Source organism: Novosphingobium resinovorum, assembly GCF_036352595.1.
Classification (GTDB): Bacteria; Pseudomonadota; Alphaproteobacteria; order Sphingomonadales; family Sphingomonadaceae; genus Novosphingobium; species Novosphingobium resinovorum_B.
Window position 1 is genome coordinate 96733 of sequence record NZ_JAZFAX010000011.1, and the last position, 16481, is coordinate 113213.

Here is a 16481-nt window from a genome sequence, read left to right on the forward strand (position 1 = left end):
AGGTGGATTCACAGCCTTGAACCGACCGTGAACCTTACTTGATCTTGGCTTCCTTGAACTCGACGTGCTTGCGCACGACGGGGTCGTACTTCTTGAAGCTGAACTTCTCGGTCGTGTTCCGGGGATTCTTCTTCGTGACGTAGAAAAAGCCGGTGTCGGCGGTCGAGACCAGACGGATCTTGACGGTTGCGGGCTTCGCCATGGCGGTTCCTGTACTCTCTAAGTTTCAGCCGCCCTGGCAGGCCGGCGTTTCGACAATACCGATGAGGCGGCGCGAGCCACCCCGTAAGGCTGCGCCCCTTGCTGGATAAGCCCCGCAAAGTCAAGCGCGAGCCGCCGATTCGCTGCCAATTCAGGACAGCGGAAACGGCCGGATCGGCTCCAGCACGCCGAATTTCTCTTTCTTCGGCTTGCCGTCGAGTGGCGGCAGGTCGATTTCGGCGGCTTCGCAATGGGTATCGGGCAGCCGGTCGAGCAGATCGCGAATCAGGGTGAGGCGCCCCCGCCTCTGGTCGTTGAAGTCCACCAGCGTCCACGGCGCATGGGCGGTGTGAGTCGCCTCCAGCATCGCCTCGCGCGCGAGGGTGTAGTCGGCGTACTTCTCTCGCGCGGCGATATCGATGGGGGAGAGCTTCCAGCGCTTGAGCGGATCCTCCAGCCTTTCGTGCAGGCGCTCCTCCTGCTTGTCCTGATCGCAGGTCAGCCAGTACTTGAACAACAGGACGCCGTCGTCGATCAGCGCCTTCTCGAACAGCGGGACATGGCGCAGGAACGATTCGACCTCGGCCTGGCTGGCATAGCCCATCACCCGTTCGACCCCGGCGCGGTTGTACCACGAGCGGTCGAACAGCACGATCTCGCCCCGCGCGGGCAGATGCGGCACGTAGCGCTGGAAATACCATTGCCCCTGCTCACGCTCGCTGGGCGCGGAGAGCGCCACGGTGCGGCACTGGCGCGGATTGAGCTGGCCGGAGAACGCCTTGATCGCCCCGCCCTTGCCCGCCGTGTCGCGTCCCTCGAACAGGACGACGATGCGCGCGCCGGACACCTGGGCCCAGCGCGCCATGCCGACGAGTTCCTCCTCCATCGGCTCGAGGAGTTTCTCGAAGTCCTTGCGGCCGAGTTTCTCCCCGTTGCTCATGTCTTTTACACCCTCGACAGCAGGAACAGCGCCAGCGCACCGGCGACGATACGATACCACGCAAAGGGCGCGAAGCCAGACTTGCTGACGAAGGCCATGAATGCCTTGATCACCACCAGCGCGACGATGAACGAGACCACGAAGCCGATGGCGATCTCATCCCAGCCCACCGGGCCGACGCCTGCCATCAGTTCCTTGTGGTGCTTGAGCAATTCCAGCGTGGTGGCGCCGACCATGGTGGGCACCGCGAGGAAGAAGCTGAACTCGGCCGCCGTCCGGCGCTCGATGCCCATCGACAGCGCGCCCATGATCGTCGCGCCCGAGCGGCTGACGCCCGGCACCATGGCGAGGCACTGCGCGAAGCCGACGCCGATGCACTTGATCGCGGGCAGTTCCGAAACGCCGGTGAGCGGGCCGGGCTTAGCGACCTTCTCGATGCCGAGGATCGCGATGCCGCCGATAATGAGCGCCCAGGCGACCACGGCGGGCTCGCCCAGCAGGCCCTCGATGAAGTCGTTGAGCAGCAGGCCCAGCACCGCCGAAGGGATGAAGGCCAGCAGCACGTTGCGCACGAAGCGCATCGAGGTGGGATTGAGCTTGAGCAGGCCCATGCCCACCGCCCAGAAGGTGCGCCAGAACTGGACGATCACGGCCAGGATCGCGCCGAGCTGGATGACTATGTTGAAGGTCGCCCACTGGCTCGAATCGTAGCCGAACAGGCGGGTGGCAAGGATGAGGTGGCCGGTCGAGGAGACGGGCAGGAACTCGGTGAGGCCCTCGACAATGCCGAGGAGGATCGCGGTTAGGGTCAGGTCCATAAGCTGGAGGTCATGCCGCACCGGGCGGGCAAGTCAACCGGGGACGTGCTGCATTGCAGAAATGTGAGGTGGAGAGAGGAAATTCCTCCCCGAGCTAGCTCGGGGAGGAATTGCGGAGATCACCAGATCCGCACGCGGTCCTTGGGCGCGACGTAAAGCTTGTCCCCCGGCTTGACGCCGAACGCCTTGTACCATTCGTCGAAATTGCGGACGATGCCGTTGACCCTGTACTGCGGCGGCGAGTGCGGGTCGACGACCAGGTACTGACGTGCCTGCTGCTCGCGCACCTTCGAACGCCAGACCTGCGCCCAGCCCATGAAGAAGCGCTGGTCGCCGGTGACGCCGTCGATCACCGGGGCCTCCTTGCCGTTCAGCGAGAGCTTGTAGGCGCGGTAGGCGAGGCTGAGCCCGCCAAGATCGCCGATGTTCTCGCCCATCGTCAGCTTGCCGTTCACGCAGGTCTTGCCGTCGTCGAACGGGCAGAAACCGTCGTACTGCGCCGCCAGCGCCGCCTGCAGCTTCTGGAACGCGGCGAGATCCTGCGGCGTCCACCAGTCGCGCAAGTTGCCGGTGCCGTCGTACTTGGCGCCCTGGTCGTCGAAGCCGTGGCTCATCTCGTGGCCGATCACCGCGCCGATGCCACCGTAGTTGACCGCCGGGTCGGCGGAGAGGTTGAAGAACGGCGGCTGCAGGATCGCCGCCGGGAACACGATCTCGTTCATCGCCGGGTTGTAGTAGGCGTTCACCGTCTCGGGCAGCATGCCCCATTCGGTGCGGTCGACCGGGCCGCCGATGCGGTTCATGTCGAAGGCGGTCTGCCACTTGCCCGCCGCCATGGTGTTGCCGAGCGGGTCGGTCGCCGAGAAGGTCAGGCCCTCATAGGTCTTGAAGACATCCGGCTGGCCGATCTTGGGCGTGAAGGCGTCGAGCTTCTCCTCGGCCTTTACCCGCGTGACCGGGCTCATCCACTTGAGATCCTTGAGGTTGGCGGCCATCGCCTTGCGCAAGTTGGCGACGAGGTCGGCCATCGCCGCCTTCTGCGCGGGCGGGAAATACTTCGCCGCATAGAGCTTGCCGACGAGTTCGCCCGCCATGCCCTCGACCGCGTCGATGCCGCGCTTCCAGCGGGGGCGCTGCTCGGGCTGGCCGCTCAGGGTCTTGCCGTAGAAATCGAAGGTGGCGGCATCGATGTCGCTGGGCAGGACCGAGGCGTTGTCGCGGAGGAAGTGCGCGGCGAGGTAGGCCTGCCAGGTGGCGATCGGGGTGGTCTCGATCAGCTTGACGACGGCGGGCATGCCGGGGCCGAACTTATCGCCCGCCTTGGCCGGGTCGATCCCGGCGGCCTTGAACTCCTCGGCGGTCGGCGGCATCTCGCCGATCAGTACGTAGCTGGCCTTCTCCGCGCCCACGGCCGACAGGAACGCCTTGACGACGCCGGGCGAACCCATCGCCTCGAACTCGGCAAGCGGCACCTTGTTGTAGGTGAGGTCCGGGTTGCGCGCGGCGGCACGGTCCCAGTCAGCCTTGGCGAGCTGCGTTTCCAGCGCCAGCACCGAAGCGGCGGCGGCCGGGGCATCGGCGTAGCCCGCCTTGCCAAGCACGAACGTCAGGTAGGCCTTGTACTTGTCGCGCAGTTCCACCGAGCGGGCGTCGGTCTTCAGGTAGTAGTCGCGGTCGGGCAGGCCCATGCCGCCGATATTGGCGTTAAGCGCATAGATGTCGCTCTGCTTGTCGTCGGCGCCGACATAGAGGCCGATCGGCGAGGCATAGCCGGGCTTGCCGAACAGCGTGGCGATGTCGGCGGGGGTCTTCGCCGCCTTGATCGCGGCGAGGTAGGGCTGCGCCGGGGCGAGGCCCGCCTTGTTGATCGCATCGACGTCCATGAACGCCTTCCACGCGGCGGCGATGCGCGCGGCGTCCGAGCCCGGCGCCGGGTTCGCGGCCAGCAGGTCGTCGAGGATCGCGTGGACGCGGTTCTCCGAAAGGTCGCTCAGTTCGATGAACGAGCCCCAGCGGGTGCGGTCGGCGGGAAGTTCCGCCGTCTTGTTCCAGACGCCGTTGACGTAGGCGTCGAAATCGTCACCCGGCTTGACGGAGGTATCGATCCACTGGGTCTGGACGCCGAACTTGCCCCAGTCGGTGGACGGCGCCAGCGCGGGCCTTTGCGCCGGAGCGGCATCCTGCGCGGAGATGGGAGCAGTGAAGGCGAGAACGGAAAGCGCGGCGCTCGCGAAGAGCGCCTTGCCGGCATAACGAAGCATGTCGTGACCTTTCGGACGGGGGCGACAGGATATTTCGGCCAGGTCAGGACGACCGGCGATGCCACGTAACTTAGTTACACGCGCGCGCAACGCCAGTGAAAAAGCAGCAGTGATGGAGGTAAATCGCGCGTCGCCCCGGACGTGATCCGGGACCGGTGAAGGTCTTCAAGCGACACGCGCGGCTGATGGGGCTTCGACAAGCTCAGCCTGAGCGGGTTCGAGGGGCGAAGGCTTTGCGATCGCGGGCTTTAGATTCCTGGAGAAGAACCAAACCCCGCTCACCCTGAGCTTGTCGAAGGGTCTGGCCAGCCCCCGCCGGAGCAGCCTCAGCCCAGCGGCGTGATCGGATGCCCGGCAACGACAGTGTCGAACTGCAGCGACGCCAGCCGTGCATAGAGGCCGCCCTGCCCACTCAGGCTTTCATGCGTGCCCTGCTCGACGATACGGCCGCCGTCCATCACGACGATACGGTCCGCCTTGCGCACGGTGGCGAGGCGGTGGGCGATGACCAGCGTGGTGCGCTGCGCCATCAGCGTCTCGACCGCGTCCTGCACCAGCCGCTCGCTCTCGGCATCGAGCGCGCTGGTGGCTTCGTCGAGCAGCAGGATCGGCGCGTCGCGCAGCAGCGCGCGGGCGATGGCGATGCGCTGGCGCTGGCCGCCCGAAAGGCGCGCACCGTCTTCGCCGAGGAACGTGTCGAGGCCCTGCGGCAGCGCGCGCAGGAAACCTTCGGCGTTGGCCGCGCGGGCCGCCTGCCAGATCGCCTCGTCATCGGCGTGCCAATTGCCGTAGCGCAGATTGTCACGCGCGGAGGCGGCGAACAGCACGCCTTCCTGCGGAACCAGGGCGATGCGCTGGCGGATCTCGGCCGGATCGGCGGAGGCGAGCGGGACGCCGTCGATCTTGATGGCGCCGCCCTGCGGGTCGTAGAACCGCTCGGCCAGTTGGAACAGCGTCGACTTGCCCGCACCGGAGGGGCCGACGATGGCGACGGTCTCGCCCGGCTCGATGGTCAGATTGAAGTCGTGGAGCGCCGGAAGTTCGGGCCGCGAAGGATAGCGGAAGGTCACCCGCTCGAACGCCAGCTTGCCGCGCGCCGGGCTCGGCAGCACGAGGGCGCGCGCCGGGGGAGCGATACTCGGATGCTCGCTCAGCAGTTCGGCGAGGCGGCTGGCCGCGCCCGCCCCGCGCACGAGGTCGCCGTAGACTTCGGTGAGCGAGCCGAACGCCCCCGCGACGATGCCTGCCGTCACCACGAAGGCGGCGATGGTGCCGCCGGTGATGGTGCCCTCCGCCACGCCGATCGCGCCGCGCCACATGATGAGCGTGATCGAGCCGAAGATCAGGAACATGATCACCGCGGTCATGATCGCGCGGATCAGGATGCGGTGGCGACCGGTCTCGAAGGTGCGCTCCACCGCGGCGGCGAAGCGCGACTGCTCGCGGCCTTCCTGGTTGAACGCCTGCACGACCTTCAATGCGCCCAGCACTTCGGCGGTCAGCGCGCCGATGTCGGCCACGCGATCCTGGCTGGAGCGCGAAACGGCGCGCAGTTTGCGGCCGAACGTGGCGATCGGCAGGATCACCACCGGAATGGCGATGACGAGGCCCGCCGTCAGCCCCGGTTCCAGCGCGAAGAGGTAGATCACCCCGCCCACCGCCATGATCGCGTTGCGCAGCGCGACCGAGACGGTGGTGCCCACGATCTGCTCGATGATCGCGGTATCCGCGGTCATGCGCGAGGAGATCTCCTTGGGGCTGTTCTCCTCGAAGAAGCTCGGCGCCAGGGTCAGCAGGTGGCGCTGCACGCGCAGGCGAATGTCGCCGACGACGCGCTCGCCCAGCCACGAGACAGAGTAGAACCGGATCGCGGTGGCGATGGCGAGCACCACCACCACGCCCATCAGCATCAGGAACCACGAGCGGATCGCCTCAGGGTCCGCGCCTTGCGCGAAGCCCTGGTCGACGATCTGGCGGAATCCGTAGGGAATCGCGAGGGTGGAGGTCGCCGTGGTTATCAGCGCCAGCCCGGCGGTCGCCATGCGGCCCGGATAATTGAGCATCTCGCGCCAGACCATGCGCAGCGGCCCGAGGCTGCGGCGCGGTTTGATCGGGGCCGGATCGGCCGCAAGGTCATTGTCCGCCACGTCTATCGTCCCAGCCTGCGCCATCCGGGAATTGCTGCCTTGCGTCCCATCCATGCGCCGCGCCTTACAGCCTGGCAGCGCCGAGGAAAAGCTCTCCTTGGGCCCATGGACATCATGTCCGATTCGCGGTGAAGCGGTGCTGGCATGCGAAGATCACCTGCCTGAAATCGGAATTGCCGCGTTGCAACGGTAACGCTTAGTTCCCTAATCATGGGGTAATCCCCCCGGTAAGGGCCTTCCGGCCCAGGAGAATCGACTTGCTCTACAATGCCTACGAGTTGCAGCGCGCCATGATGAGCAGCGCCGCCGCATGGGCTTCGGTCGGCGCCGAACTGCTGACCAACCCCGCGTTACCATTCGGTTATTCGGGTCTCGGCCCGGTCATGGCCTCGGCCCTCGACGTCTTCGCCCACGCCGCCAGCCCGCGTGGAAAGCCCGCCTTCGACATCGAGACCGTGACCGTCGGCGGCAGGGTCCACCCGGTCACCGAATCGATCGTGGTCCACAAGCCTTTCGGCAATCTCCTGCGCTTCGACCATCCCGGCCTGCCCAAGGACGCGCCCAAGCTGCTGATCGTCGCACCGATGAGCGGGCACTACGCCACCCTCCTGCGCGGCACCGTCGCCCGCATGGTGGAAAGCGCCGAGGTCTACATCACCGACTGGGCCGACGCGAAGATGGTGCCGCTGAGCGCCGGCCGTTTCGACCTCGACGACTACATCGACTACGTGATCGCGTTCCTCGAGCACATCGGCCCGGGCACCCACGTCCTCGCGGTGTGCCAGCCCTCGGTCCCGGCCTATGCCGCCACCGCGATCATGGGCGCCAGGGAGCACCCCTGCCGCCCCGCCACCCTCACCATGATGGGCGGCCCGATCGACACGCGAGAGGCGCCCACCAGCGTCAACGACGTCGCCATGCAGCAGCCGCTCTCGTGGTTCGAGCAGAACGTCATCGCCACCGTGCCGATGACCTATGCGGGCTCGGGCCGCCGCGTCTATCCGGGGTTCCTGCAGCTCGCGGGTTTCATGGCGATGAATCTCGGCAGCCACATGATGAGCCACTACGGCATGTTCAAGCACATGGTCGCGGGCGACGGCGACAGCGCCGATGCCACCAAGCGGTTCTACGACGAATACCGTGCCGTCTGCGACATGACCGCCGACTTCTATCTGCAGACGGTCGAGCATGTGTTCCAGAAGCACTCGCTGCCCAAGGGCGAGTTCGTCCACCGGGGCGAGCGGATCGACCTGTCTGCCATCCGCGACACCGCGCTCCTCGCGGTCGAGGGCGAGAACGACGATATCTCGGGCATCGGCCAGACCCGCGCGGCGCTGCACCTTGCAAGCCACCTGCCCGATGCGCGCAAGAAGTACTACCTTGCCGAGAGCGTCGGCCACTACGGCATCTTCAACGGCAGCAAGTGGCGCACACGGATCGCGCCGGTTCTCGAGGACTGGATCGCGCAGCATCGGCGCAAGCCGCTGAAGGTCGTCGCCTGACAGGCTTGCGATGACGATAGGTTGAACGCCGTTCGTCATTGCGAGCACAGCGAGGCAACCCAGGGCAGCGTAACCCGCCCTGGGTTGCCTCGCTGTGCTCGCGGGTGACGATCTGAAGTTTGGGCGCTGTGGGATGGTACTGCGAAATTCGGCTATGGCGAATTTCCGGGCAGTCTCCTAAGCCTCGCCGCGCCGTCTACCGGCTATCAGGAGTTTCAGAGACATGCTCAGTCCGGATCAGGCGAGGGATCGCGCCCTTGACTTGGTGGAGCGCGCCCGCCGCGCCGGTGCCGATACCGCCGACGCGGTCTACGGCGCCAGCTCGTCGGAAGGCATCCAGGTGCGTCTGGGCAAGCTGGAGGACGTCGAGCGTTCCGAGAGCGAGCACATCGCCCTGCGCGTGTTCATCGGCAAGCGCTCGGCAAGCATCGGCTCGTCCGACCTATCGCCCGCCGCGCTCGACGAACTGGCCGCCCGCGCCATCGACATGGCCCGCGCCGCGCCCGAGGACGCCTATGCCGGCCTCGCTCCCGAGGAACTGCTGACGCGCGGCCCCTGGCCCGAACTAGACCTCGTCGATGCCCACGAACCCAGCCCCGAGGCCTTGCGCGAAGCCGCGCTGGCGGCCGAGGACGCGGCGCGCGCGGTGTCCGGCGTCACCAATTCGGACGGCGGCACCGCCAGCTTCGGCGGCGGCGTCTTCGCGCTCGCGACCAGCCACGGCTTTTCCGGCGCCTACGGATCGACCAGCCATTCGCTGAGCGCCTCGGTGGTCGGCGGCGAGGGATCCGACAAGCAGCGCGACAATGCCTGGCGCAGCGCGCACCATCACGCCGACCTGCCCTCTCCCGCCGAGATCGGCCGCCTCGCGGGGGAACGCACCGTCGCCAAGCTCGGATCGGGCAAGGTCAGGAGCGGCGCCATGCCGGTGATCTTCGACCCGCGCGTCTCGGGCTCGCTGGTCGGCCACCTGCTCGGCGCGATCACCGGCAACGCCATCGCGCGGCGGTCCAGCTTCCTGCTGGAGAAGCTGGGCGAACAGATTTTCGCCCCCGGCCTGACGATCGCCGACGATCCCCACACCCCGCGCGGCCTGCGCTCGCGCCCGTTCGACGGCGAAGGCCTCGCCACCAGCGCGCGCGACATCATCGCCGATGGCCGCCTGACCGGGTGGCTGCTCGATTCGGCCTCCGCGCGGCAGCTGAACCTGGCGCCGACCGGCCATGCCGCCCGCAACGGCGGCGGCGCGCCGGGTGTGTCCAGCGGCAACGTCCACCTCGCCGCCGGGACGCTCTCGCCGGCGGAGCTGATGGCCGACGTCAAGGAAGGCGTCTACATCACCGAACTGATCGGCCAGGGCGTCAACGGCGTGACCGGCGACTACAGCCGGGGCGCGGCCGGCTTCCGCATCGTCGACGGGCAACTGGCGGAGCCGGTCGCCGAGTTCACCATCGCCAGCAACCTCCTGCGCATGTTCGCGCAGCTGACCCCGGCCAGCGACCTCGAATGGCACCGCGCGATCAACGTGCCGACGCTGCGCGTGGACGGGATGACCGTGGCCGGGGACTGATCCCCCCGGATTTCGCGAGGCGCTCGGTACGGATTACCGCCCCAGCGCCTCGCTGAAATGGCGGCGGCACAACGCGACGTAGCGGTCGTTGCCGCCGATCTCGGTCTGGGCGCCCTCGCTGACCGCGCGGCCGGTGTCGTCGACGCGCAGGTTCATCGAGGCCTTGCGGCCGCAATGGCACACCGCCTTCAGCTCGACGAGGGTGTCGGCGATGCCCAGCAGCACGCCCGCGCCGGGAAACAGCTCCCCCCGAAAGTCGGTGCGCAGGCCGTAGCACAGCACTGGAATGTCGGCCTTGTCGGCGATGTCGGCGCATTGCCACGCCTGCGCCCGCGTCAGGAACTGCGCCTCGTCCACCAGCACGCACGACAAGGGCTCCACCGCATGCGTGGCGCGGACCTGCTCGAACAGGTCGGTCTGCCCGCCGAAGCGATGCGCCGAAGCATGCAGGCCGATGCGGCTTTCGATCGCGTGGTCGGCGCCCATCCCGGCGCTGCGGTCGTCGATCGCGGCGGTCCACAGCATCGTGCGCATGCCGCGCTCGTGGTAGTTGAAGTTCGCCTGTAGCAGCGTCGTCGATTTGCCCGCGTTCATGCTGGCATAGTAGAAATAGAGCTTGGCCATCGGTTGCTGGGGATAACACCGCCCCGAATGCCGCGCACGGTCTTTCCCGGTCTTCTCCCCGGCTCGATTGGCCTTAACAATCAAGACCAAGGAAGGAACCGGAAGATGGGGCAGGTCGCATGAAGAGACTGTTGGCGGCGCTGGCGGCCTTCGCGGTGCCCGCGATCCTCGCCGCCTGGCTGGCGCTGGCGCCGCTGGGCGGAGATTACGCCGGGCTCGATCCGCTGGCCGAGCGCGTCATCGCCTTCCAGGGCCGCAATGCGGCAGTCTTCGCACTGCTGCTGGCGGGGATGGGCCTTGCCGTGCTCGCCGCGCTCGCGGTGCGCGGCAAGCACGCCGAGCGGCTGACCTACCAGCCCGACCTCCCGCCCCAGGAATTCGGCCGTCGCCGCAGCCTCCGGCCGCTCGCCGAAGAGGAACCCCCGCTTGACGAAGACGCGCCGCTGCCCGGCCTCGCCGAGGACATTGCGGCCGAGCCCGAGCCGCCCGCCCCGGAGCCCGTCTCCCCCGTGCCCGCGCCGACCCCGGTGGTGCTCGTACGCAAGCCGCGCGAGCGGCGGCGCGACTGGTTCGCCGATCGCAGCTGGTTCGGCGGCCTGCCGCGCCTCGGCGATCAGCCCTGGCCGCGGGACGCGCATGGCTCCCCGCTGCCCTTCGCGGCGCAGATCGACCTCGCCGAACTCGCCGCCGCCCGGCCCGATGCTCCGCTGCCCCAGGCCGGATCGCTGGCCTTTTTCCTCGGCGACGGCGCGGTGCTGCACGTCGCCGACGGCCAGCACGACTTCAGTGAGCCGCCTACCGACCTGCCTCCCGCCTACGAGGAAGGCGGCGCTGCCCTGGCCGCCCGCCACACGCGCCTCAGCCGCTGGTTCTTCCCGTTCTGGCCGGTGACGCCGATAGCCGTCGATGCGAACGAACCGCTTGAGGACGACGCCCTCGCCCGGCAGGTCGGCGTCGCCACGCGCGACCATCCCTTCTACGCTGCCGGAGTGGGCGCACCGGTGGACGTGCTGTGGTGGCATTCGGTGCTTCACCTCACCGACCAGCTTCACGAAGCTCTCGACGACGCGCCGCGCCTGCTGGCCCTGCACCGCGACGAACTGGCGCGCCAGCACGCGGAGAAGGCCCGCCTGCGTACCGATTCCGCCGCGATGCCCTATGCGCTGGAAGATGCGCACGAGATCGCCGAGCAGATGGAGGCGCACTATGCCGTGCTCCAACAGCAGGGCGCGGCCCTGCCGGAGATGGTGGCGGCGCTGGACCAGTTCGTCGCCGGCCGCGATCCGCTGGCGCGACTGTCGCCTGACGAACTGGCCATGGTGGGCGACATCCTCGCCGAGATCCACGAGCGCTACGGCGACCTGGTCGCCGCGCATGCCCCCGGCACGCTGGCGCAGCTCGCCACGATCTCCGTGCGCGCGCTGGTCGCCGGCCCGCCCGAGACGCTGGCGGCGGTCCCCGATGCCGTGCTGACCCGGATCAACCGCGAATACCGCCTGCCCCCGGTCCACCAGCACTGCATGCTGGCGGCCGCCGACGACGCCGTGCAGCTGCTGCAGATCGGCTACGACGACATGATGGAATGGTCCTGGCCGGAAACCGGCACCTGGCGCTTTCGGATCTCCGCGCCGGCCCTGGCCGCCGGCGACTGGGGGGCCGCGACCCTGTCGTTCGAAAGCGACTGAGCGGCCCCTTCAGTTTCGGACGATCACTCCTCCAGATCGCGCTTCACGCGCGGATCGTTGAGCAGCGCGTCGATCCGGCGCGCCTCGTCGAAGGTCTCATCGGCGTGGAACTGGATCTTGGCGGCGAACTTCAGCTTGAGCCGCTGCGCGACCTCGCGCTGGAAGAACGCCGTGTTGGTGCGCAGCGCCTTGAGCACGGCGTCCTCGTCCTCGCCCAGCAAGGGCTTCACGTAGACCGCCGCCTGCCTGAGATCGGGCGTCATACGCACTTCGGTGACCGAGACCGTCCGGCTCGCCAGCGTGTCGTCGTGGACCTGCTGACGGGTGAGAATCTCGGAAATGACGTGGCGCACCTGCTCGCCCACCTTGAGCAGGCGGACGGAGTGCTGTTCGGGAGTTACCTGGTGTTTTGCCATCTTGATGCGTCCATTTGGGCGGCTCGCGACAATTTGCAACAAACTGTTACGCCTCCTGACCCGGTATTCGGCGTTATCGCGGATGGCACCTGTCGTCAAAAGGAGACACACGACATGAAGAAGTTCACCGCAGCCCTGCTCGGCGCCGCCCTGCTGGTTCCCAGCCTTGCCGCGCCCGCCATGGCCCAGCCGGCTCGCCACGACGACCACCGGCCCGGGCAGAAGAACGCCGGGCCGCAGAAGGACTCCTACAAGACCTTCCGCAAGGGCCAGAAGTTCGATCGCCGCTATGCCCGCAACTATCAGGAAGTCGATTATCGCAAGTACCGCAACGTCAAGGCTCCGCCGCGCGGCTATCGCTACGTGCGTTCCGGCAACGACATGCTGCTGGTCGGCATCACCAGCGGCATCATCGCCTCGGTGATCGCCGGGCAGTTCCGCTAAGCGGCTGGCTTCGGCCGGAAGAAAAGGGGGCGGCCGCGCGTGCGGTCCGCCCCTTTCTCATGCCATCTTTGCCGCGATCCGCGCCAGCGACCGCACGTTGCGCGCCGTCCCCCGGCAAGCGAGCCGCCGCTCGATGAAGGCATTGGTGAGCTTCGACGATCCCGCGCCATCGACGTAATCAATATAGAGGCAGCGCGGCCCCTTCGCGATCTTCTCGGGGCCTCGCCCGGCATGATCTGCCACCAGCTTGTCGAACGCAGCCTGGTCGGCATCGCGTTCAAGGAACAGGGTATGGACATAATGGTCCTGCCCGATGCCGGTGAAGGGGTTGTCCTCCACCGCCGCGCGCACCTCGGCTGCGTTGCGCACCGCCGCGAAGGTGTTCATGTCGAAGCGATCGAGCATCATGTGCGCGAAGAGGTCTTCCAGGCCGTCGGTCGGCCGCTCGTCGAAATCGAACAGGACATTGCCACTGGCCACGACGGTCTCGACGTTCTCGAACTCCTCGCGCTCGAAGGCATAGCGCAAGTCCGCCATGGTCAGGCGGTTGCCGCCCACGTTGATCGCGGCGAAGAAGGCGCAGTAGCGGGTCATCTTGAATATTTTTTTCCGAATCTTGAAGGCCGCACCGCCTACCACGATTGATGCGCCCGGTTAAAGTTCCGCAAGGCCCGGAAGGCGCGGCCTTGAAAAGGGCCATGGATCGATATAATTTGTGGCCGTTACCGTGGTTTGAATGTCGATTCCACTTGCCGAGCCCGGACGTTGCAGCGTTCGGGCTCTTTACCTATCGCGGGCCGGACATATCGGAGGCCGGCGTTGCAGCGCCGACCTCCTCACCGGTTATTTACGCCCCAGTTCGATCAGCTTGATCGTCAGGGTCACGAGCGCGACCATCAATGTCGCCACGCCCAGAACCAGTGTTACCGTCGTCTGCAAATCCATCCACATCACCTGCCTTTCCGTCGCAGTTGCGACGGGGAACGCATAGGCAGAAGATGGTTGCCGCCCTCAGTTAAATCCCGGCAAACGAAAGCGGCCACCGCCGGGTCTCCCCGACGATGGCCGCGTTCATCAGCATCGATGTGAAGCGAAGCCTCAGCCCACCGTACGTTCGCGGTGGCTGACTTCGAAGACTTCGAGGTGGTCGCCCGCCTTGATGTCGTTCGTGTCGGCCAGCACCACGCCGCATTCCAGGCCGGCGCGCACTTCGTCGACGTCGTCCTTGAACCGGCGCAGCGACGAGATCGTCGTCGCCGAGACGATGACGTCGTTGCGGGTGAGACGCGCGCTGAGACCCTTGCGGATGTAGCCCTCGACCACCAGCAGACCCGCTGCCTTGTCCTTTTTGCCGGCCGGGAAGACCTGCTTGACTTCGGCGCGGCCGACGACGGTTTCGATGCGCTCCGGCCCCCAGATGCCCGCCATCTGCTTGGCGACTTCGGCGGTCAGTTCATAGATGATGTCGTAGTACATCATCGGCGTCTTGGTCTTTTCCAGCAGCTCGCGCGCCTTGGCGTTCGGGCGAACGTGGAAGCCCACGATCGGCGCGCCGCTGGCCGCTGCCAGGTTCACGTCGGACTCGGTGATCGCGCCCACGCCGGAGCTGAGGATGCGGACCTTGATCTCGTCGTTCGACAGCGCGTTGAGCGCGGCGCCGATCGCTTCGACCGAGCCCTGCACGTCGCCCTTGATGACCACCGGATACTCGATGATGGCCTGCTTGGCGGCGAGCGCCGAGAACATCGTGTCGAGGCTGGTGGGCGCGGACGCGGTGCGCTTGGCGGTCGCCTGCTCCTGGCGCCAGGCCGAGACTTCGCGGGCGCGCTGCTCGCTCTCGACGACGGTGAGCATGTCACCGGCCATCGGCACGCCGCCGATGCCCAGGACTTCGACCGGCATCGCGGGCGGGGCGACCTTGATCTGGCGGCCCTTGTCGTCGAGCATGGCGCGCACGCGGCCGCTCTCGGTGCCGACGACGAGGATGTCGCCGACCTTGAGCGTACCACGGTTGACCAGCACCGTCGCGAGCGGACCCTTGCCCTTGTCGAGCTTGGCTTCGATCACGGTGGCTTCGGCCATGCGGTCCGGATTGGCCTTGAGTTCCATCAGTTCGGCCTGGAGCAGGATCTTCTCGATCAGCTCGTCCAGACCCTTGCCGGTCTTGGCCGAGACTTCGACGTCCTGCACGTCACCCGACATGTCCTCGACCACGATCGAGTGTTCGAGCAGGCGCTCGCGCACCTTCTGCGGGTTGGCTTCGGGCTTGTCGCACTTGTTGATCGCGACGATCATCGGCACGCCCGCCGCCTTGGTGTGATTGATGGCTTCGACCGTCTGCGGCATGATGCCGTCGTCGGCCGCGACCACCAGCACCACGATGTCCGTGACGTTGGCACCGCGCATGCGCATCTGCGTGAAGGCGGCGTGGCCCGGGGTGTCGAGGAAGGTGACGAAGTCGCCGCCCTTGGTCTTGATCTGGTAGGCGCCCATGTGCTGCGTGATGCCGCCAGCCTCGCCGCGCACGACGTCGGTGCCGCGCAGCGCGTCGAGCAGCGAGGTCTTGCCGTGGTCGACGTGGCCCATGATCGTGACGACCGGCGCGCGCGCCTTGAGCGTATCCTCGGGATCGACATCCACGGTATGATCGATGTCGATGTCGCTCTCGGACACGCGCTGGATGTTGTGGCCGAATTCCTCGACCAGCAGCTCCGCCGTATCCTGGTCGATCGTCTGGTTGACGGTGACCATCATGCCCATCTTGAACATCGACTTGACGAGGTCCGCAGCCTTTTCGGCCATGCGGTTCGCCAGTTCGGCGACGGTGATCGCCTCAGGCACGATGACGTCGCGAACCTGCTTTTCGCGCGGCTGCGAACGGCCGCCGTAGCTGGAGCGACGCTCCTTCTCGCGCGCACGCTTGAGCGCGGCGAGCGAACGGGCGCGGGCGCCCTCGTCGTCGTTCAGCGCGCGGCTGACGGTCAGCTTGCCGGCCTGGCGGCGGTCGCCGCCCTTGGCGTTGCGGTCGTTCTGCGAACTTGCGGCGGGGCGGGCCGGCGTTGCCGGGCCCTTCTTGGCGCCAAGCGGGGCACGGGCGGCACCGGCGGCAGTGCTGCCGCCGCCCGCATTGCCAGTGCCGGCTGCTGCGGCAGGCGCAGCGGGTTCGGCACGGCGCGGCTCGGGACGCTGCACCGGGGTGAAGCGACGTGCAGCCGGGACGGGAGCCGCGACCGGAGCAGGAGCAGGAGCAGGTGCGGCGGCCTTGGCGACCGGCGCCGGAACAACTGCGGGAGCCTCCGCTACGGGAGCGGGAGTGGGCTCGGGCGCGGCGACCGGGGCTTCGACGGGCGCGGCGGCCTCGACGACTTCGGGAGCCGGCGCGGGCTCGGGCGCCTTGGCCGCTTCGGACTGGGCCGCAGCGGCAGCCGCTTCCTCTTCGGCACGGCGATTGGCTTCGACGCGCTGCTTCTCTTCGTCGATGGCGCGCTGGCGCTGTTCCTGCTCGCGGCGGGTCGCCTCCTCGAGCATCTGCATGCGGGCTTCCTCAGCCTCGCGCTGCATGCGGGCGACGCGTTCCTGCGGGGTTTCGTTCGAAGGCGCGGGGCGGCGGACGGGCGGCGGGGGCGGAGCCGCAGGACGCGGTGCCGCAGCCTGCGGAGCAGGTGCCGCAGCGGCGGCCGGGGCCGGATTCGCTTCGCCTTCGGGCTTGCCGCCGGGCATCAGCTTGCGGCGCTTCACCTCGACCACCACCTTGTTGGTGCGGCCGTGGCTGAAGGTCTGCTTGACCTCACCCGCTTCCACCGAGCGCTTAAGCCCAAGCGGCTTGCGGCCCAGGGTCGGTTTGTTGTCGGTCTCGCTCATATTTCTCGTCTT

At 67.5% G+C, this 16481-nt stretch carries 13 protein-coding genes; 4 read left to right on the top strand and 9 right to left on the bottom strand.

From position 1 onward, the window contains the following. Window positions 1-34: 34 nt before the first annotated feature. The 5 genes from rpmG to V2S85_RS12595 form a co-directional block, all read right to left on the bottom strand. Window positions 35-202, bottom strand: coding sequence for a 50S ribosomal protein L33 (gene rpmG / locus V2S85_RS12575; RefSeq protein ID WP_008831595.1), 168 nt, complete (start codon window positions 200-202; stop codon window positions 35-37). 150 nt (window positions 203-352) lie between these two features. Continuing rightward, window positions 353-1141, bottom strand: coding sequence for a polyphosphate kinase 2 (ppk2, locus tag V2S85_RS12580; RefSeq protein ID WP_330703203.1), 789 nt, complete (start codon window positions 1139-1141; stop codon window positions 353-355). Window positions 1142-1146: 5 nt separating this feature from the next. Beyond that, window positions 1147-1959 carry an undecaprenyl-diphosphate phosphatase gene (locus V2S85_RS12585; RefSeq protein ID WP_330703204.1) on the bottom strand — a complete coding sequence of 271 codons (813 nt, stop codon included), beginning with the start codon at window positions 1957-1959 and terminating at the stop codon, window positions 1147-1149. A gap of 119 nt (window positions 1960-2078) precedes the next feature. Beyond that, window positions 2079-4220: a M13 family metallopeptidase gene (locus V2S85_RS12590; protein WP_330703205.1), complete on the bottom strand. Its 2142-nt coding sequence runs from the start codon at window positions 4218-4220 to the stop codon at window positions 2079-2081. Window positions 4221-4546: 326 nt separating this feature from the next. Then, the gene (locus V2S85_RS12595; protein ID WP_419198196.1) at window positions 4547-6391 is read right to left on the bottom strand and encodes an ABC transporter transmembrane domain-containing protein; all 1845 of its coding nucleotides are present in this window, start codon (window positions 6389-6391) and stop codon (window positions 4547-4549) included. A 233-nt stretch (window positions 6392-6624) separates the two neighbouring features. Here V2S85_RS12595 and V2S85_RS12600 point away from each other — a divergent pair, with 233 nt between their 5' ends. After that, window positions 6625-7869: a polyhydroxyalkanoate depolymerase gene (locus tag V2S85_RS12600; RefSeq protein ID WP_330703207.1), complete on the top strand. Its 1245-nt coding sequence runs from the start codon at window positions 6625-6627 to the stop codon at window positions 7867-7869. A gap of 223 nt (window positions 7870-8092) precedes the next feature. Continuing rightward, complete coding sequence (locus tag V2S85_RS12605; RefSeq protein ID WP_330703208.1) at window positions 8093-9439, top strand: TldD/PmbA family protein; 1347 nt, start codon at window positions 8093-8095, stop codon at window positions 9437-9439. A gap of 33 nt (window positions 9440-9472) precedes the next feature. Here V2S85_RS12605 and V2S85_RS12610 read toward each other — a convergent pair whose 3' ends face one another. Then, the gene (locus tag V2S85_RS12610) at window positions 9473-10063 is read right to left on the bottom strand and encodes a thymidine kinase (protein ID WP_330703209.1); all 591 of its coding nucleotides are present in this window, start codon (window positions 10061-10063) and stop codon (window positions 9473-9475) included. A 119-nt stretch (window positions 10064-10182) separates the two neighbouring features. Here V2S85_RS12610 and V2S85_RS12615 point away from each other — a divergent pair, with 119 nt between their 5' ends. Next, window positions 10183-11748, top strand: coding sequence for a DUF1963 domain-containing protein (locus tag V2S85_RS12615; RefSeq protein ID WP_330703210.1), 1566 nt, complete (start codon window positions 10183-10185; stop codon window positions 11746-11748). Window positions 11749-11771: 23 nt separating this feature from the next. Here the strand turns inward: V2S85_RS12615 and rbfA are convergent, their stop codons facing one another. After that, complete coding sequence (gene rbfA / locus V2S85_RS12620) at window positions 11772-12164, bottom strand: 30S ribosome-binding factor RbfA (RefSeq protein ID WP_330703211.1); 393 nt, start codon at window positions 12162-12164, stop codon at window positions 11772-11774. 114 nt (window positions 12165-12278) lie between these two features. Between rbfA and V2S85_RS12625 the strand changes: the two genes are divergently transcribed. Continuing rightward, complete coding sequence (locus V2S85_RS12625) at window positions 12279-12608, top strand: RcnB family protein (RefSeq protein ID WP_330703212.1); 330 nt, start codon at window positions 12279-12281, stop codon at window positions 12606-12608. Between the two features lie 57 nt (window positions 12609-12665). Here V2S85_RS12625 and V2S85_RS12630 read toward each other — a convergent pair whose 3' ends face one another. Together V2S85_RS12630 and infB are read right to left on the bottom strand one after the other, a co-directional pair. Beyond that, the gene (locus V2S85_RS12630; protein ID WP_330703213.1) at window positions 12666-13202 is read right to left on the bottom strand and encodes a DUF1697 domain-containing protein; all 537 of its coding nucleotides are present in this window, start codon (window positions 13200-13202) and stop codon (window positions 12666-12668) included. A gap of 504 nt (window positions 13203-13706) precedes the next feature. After that, window positions 13707-16469 (bottom strand): translation initiation factor IF-2, encoded by a 2763-nt coding sequence (gene infB, locus V2S85_RS12635; protein WP_330703214.1) that lies wholly within the window; start codon window positions 16467-16469, stop codon window positions 13707-13709. Window positions 16470-16481: the final 12 nt, after the last annotated feature.

What these genes read in the sequence shown, in the direction of transcription:
- rpmG (WP_008831595.1), bottom strand. Translation starts at nt 202, where the DNA reads ATGGCGAAGCCCGCAACCGTCAAGATCCGTCTGGTCTCGACCGCCGAC.
- ppk2 (WP_330703203.1), bottom strand. Translation starts at nt 1,141, where the DNA reads ATGAGCAACGGGGAGAAACTCGGCCGCAAGGACTTCGAGAAACTCCTC.
- V2S85_RS12585 (WP_330703204.1), bottom strand. Translation starts at nt 1,959, where the DNA reads ATGGACCTGACCCTAACCGCGATCCTCCTCGGCATTGTCGAGGGCCTC.
- V2S85_RS12590 (WP_330703205.1), bottom strand. Translation starts at nt 4,220, where the DNA reads ATGCTTCGTTATGCCGGCAAGGCGCTCTTCGCGAGCGCCGCGCTTTCC.
- V2S85_RS12595 (WP_419198196.1), bottom strand. Translation starts at nt 6,391, where the DNA reads ATGGCGCAGGCTGGGACGATAGACGTGGCGGACAATGACCTTGCGGCC.
- V2S85_RS12605 (WP_330703208.1), top strand. Translation starts at nt 8,093, where the DNA reads ATGCTCAGTCCGGATCAGGCGAGGGATCGCGCCCTTGACTTGGTGGAG.
- V2S85_RS12610 (WP_330703209.1), bottom strand. Translation starts at nt 10,063, where the DNA reads ATGGCCAAGCTCTATTTCTACTATGCCAGCATGAACGCGGGCAAATCG.
- V2S85_RS12615 (WP_330703210.1), top strand. Translation starts at nt 10,183, where the DNA reads ATGAAGAGACTGTTGGCGGCGCTGGCGGCCTTCGCGGTGCCCGCGATC.
- rbfA (WP_330703211.1), bottom strand. Translation starts at nt 12,164, where the DNA reads ATGGCAAAACACCAGGTAACTCCCGAACAGCACTCCGTCCGCCTGCTC.
- V2S85_RS12625 (WP_330703212.1), top strand. Translation starts at nt 12,279, where the DNA reads ATGAAGAAGTTCACCGCAGCCCTGCTCGGCGCCGCCCTGCTGGTTCCC.
- V2S85_RS12630 (WP_330703213.1), bottom strand. Translation starts at nt 13,202, where the DNA reads ATGACCCGCTACTGCGCCTTCTTCGCCGCGATCAACGTGGGCGGCAAC.
- infB (WP_330703214.1), bottom strand. Translation starts at nt 16,469, where the DNA reads ATGAGCGAGACCGACAACAAACCGACCCTGGGCCGCAAGCCGCTTGGG.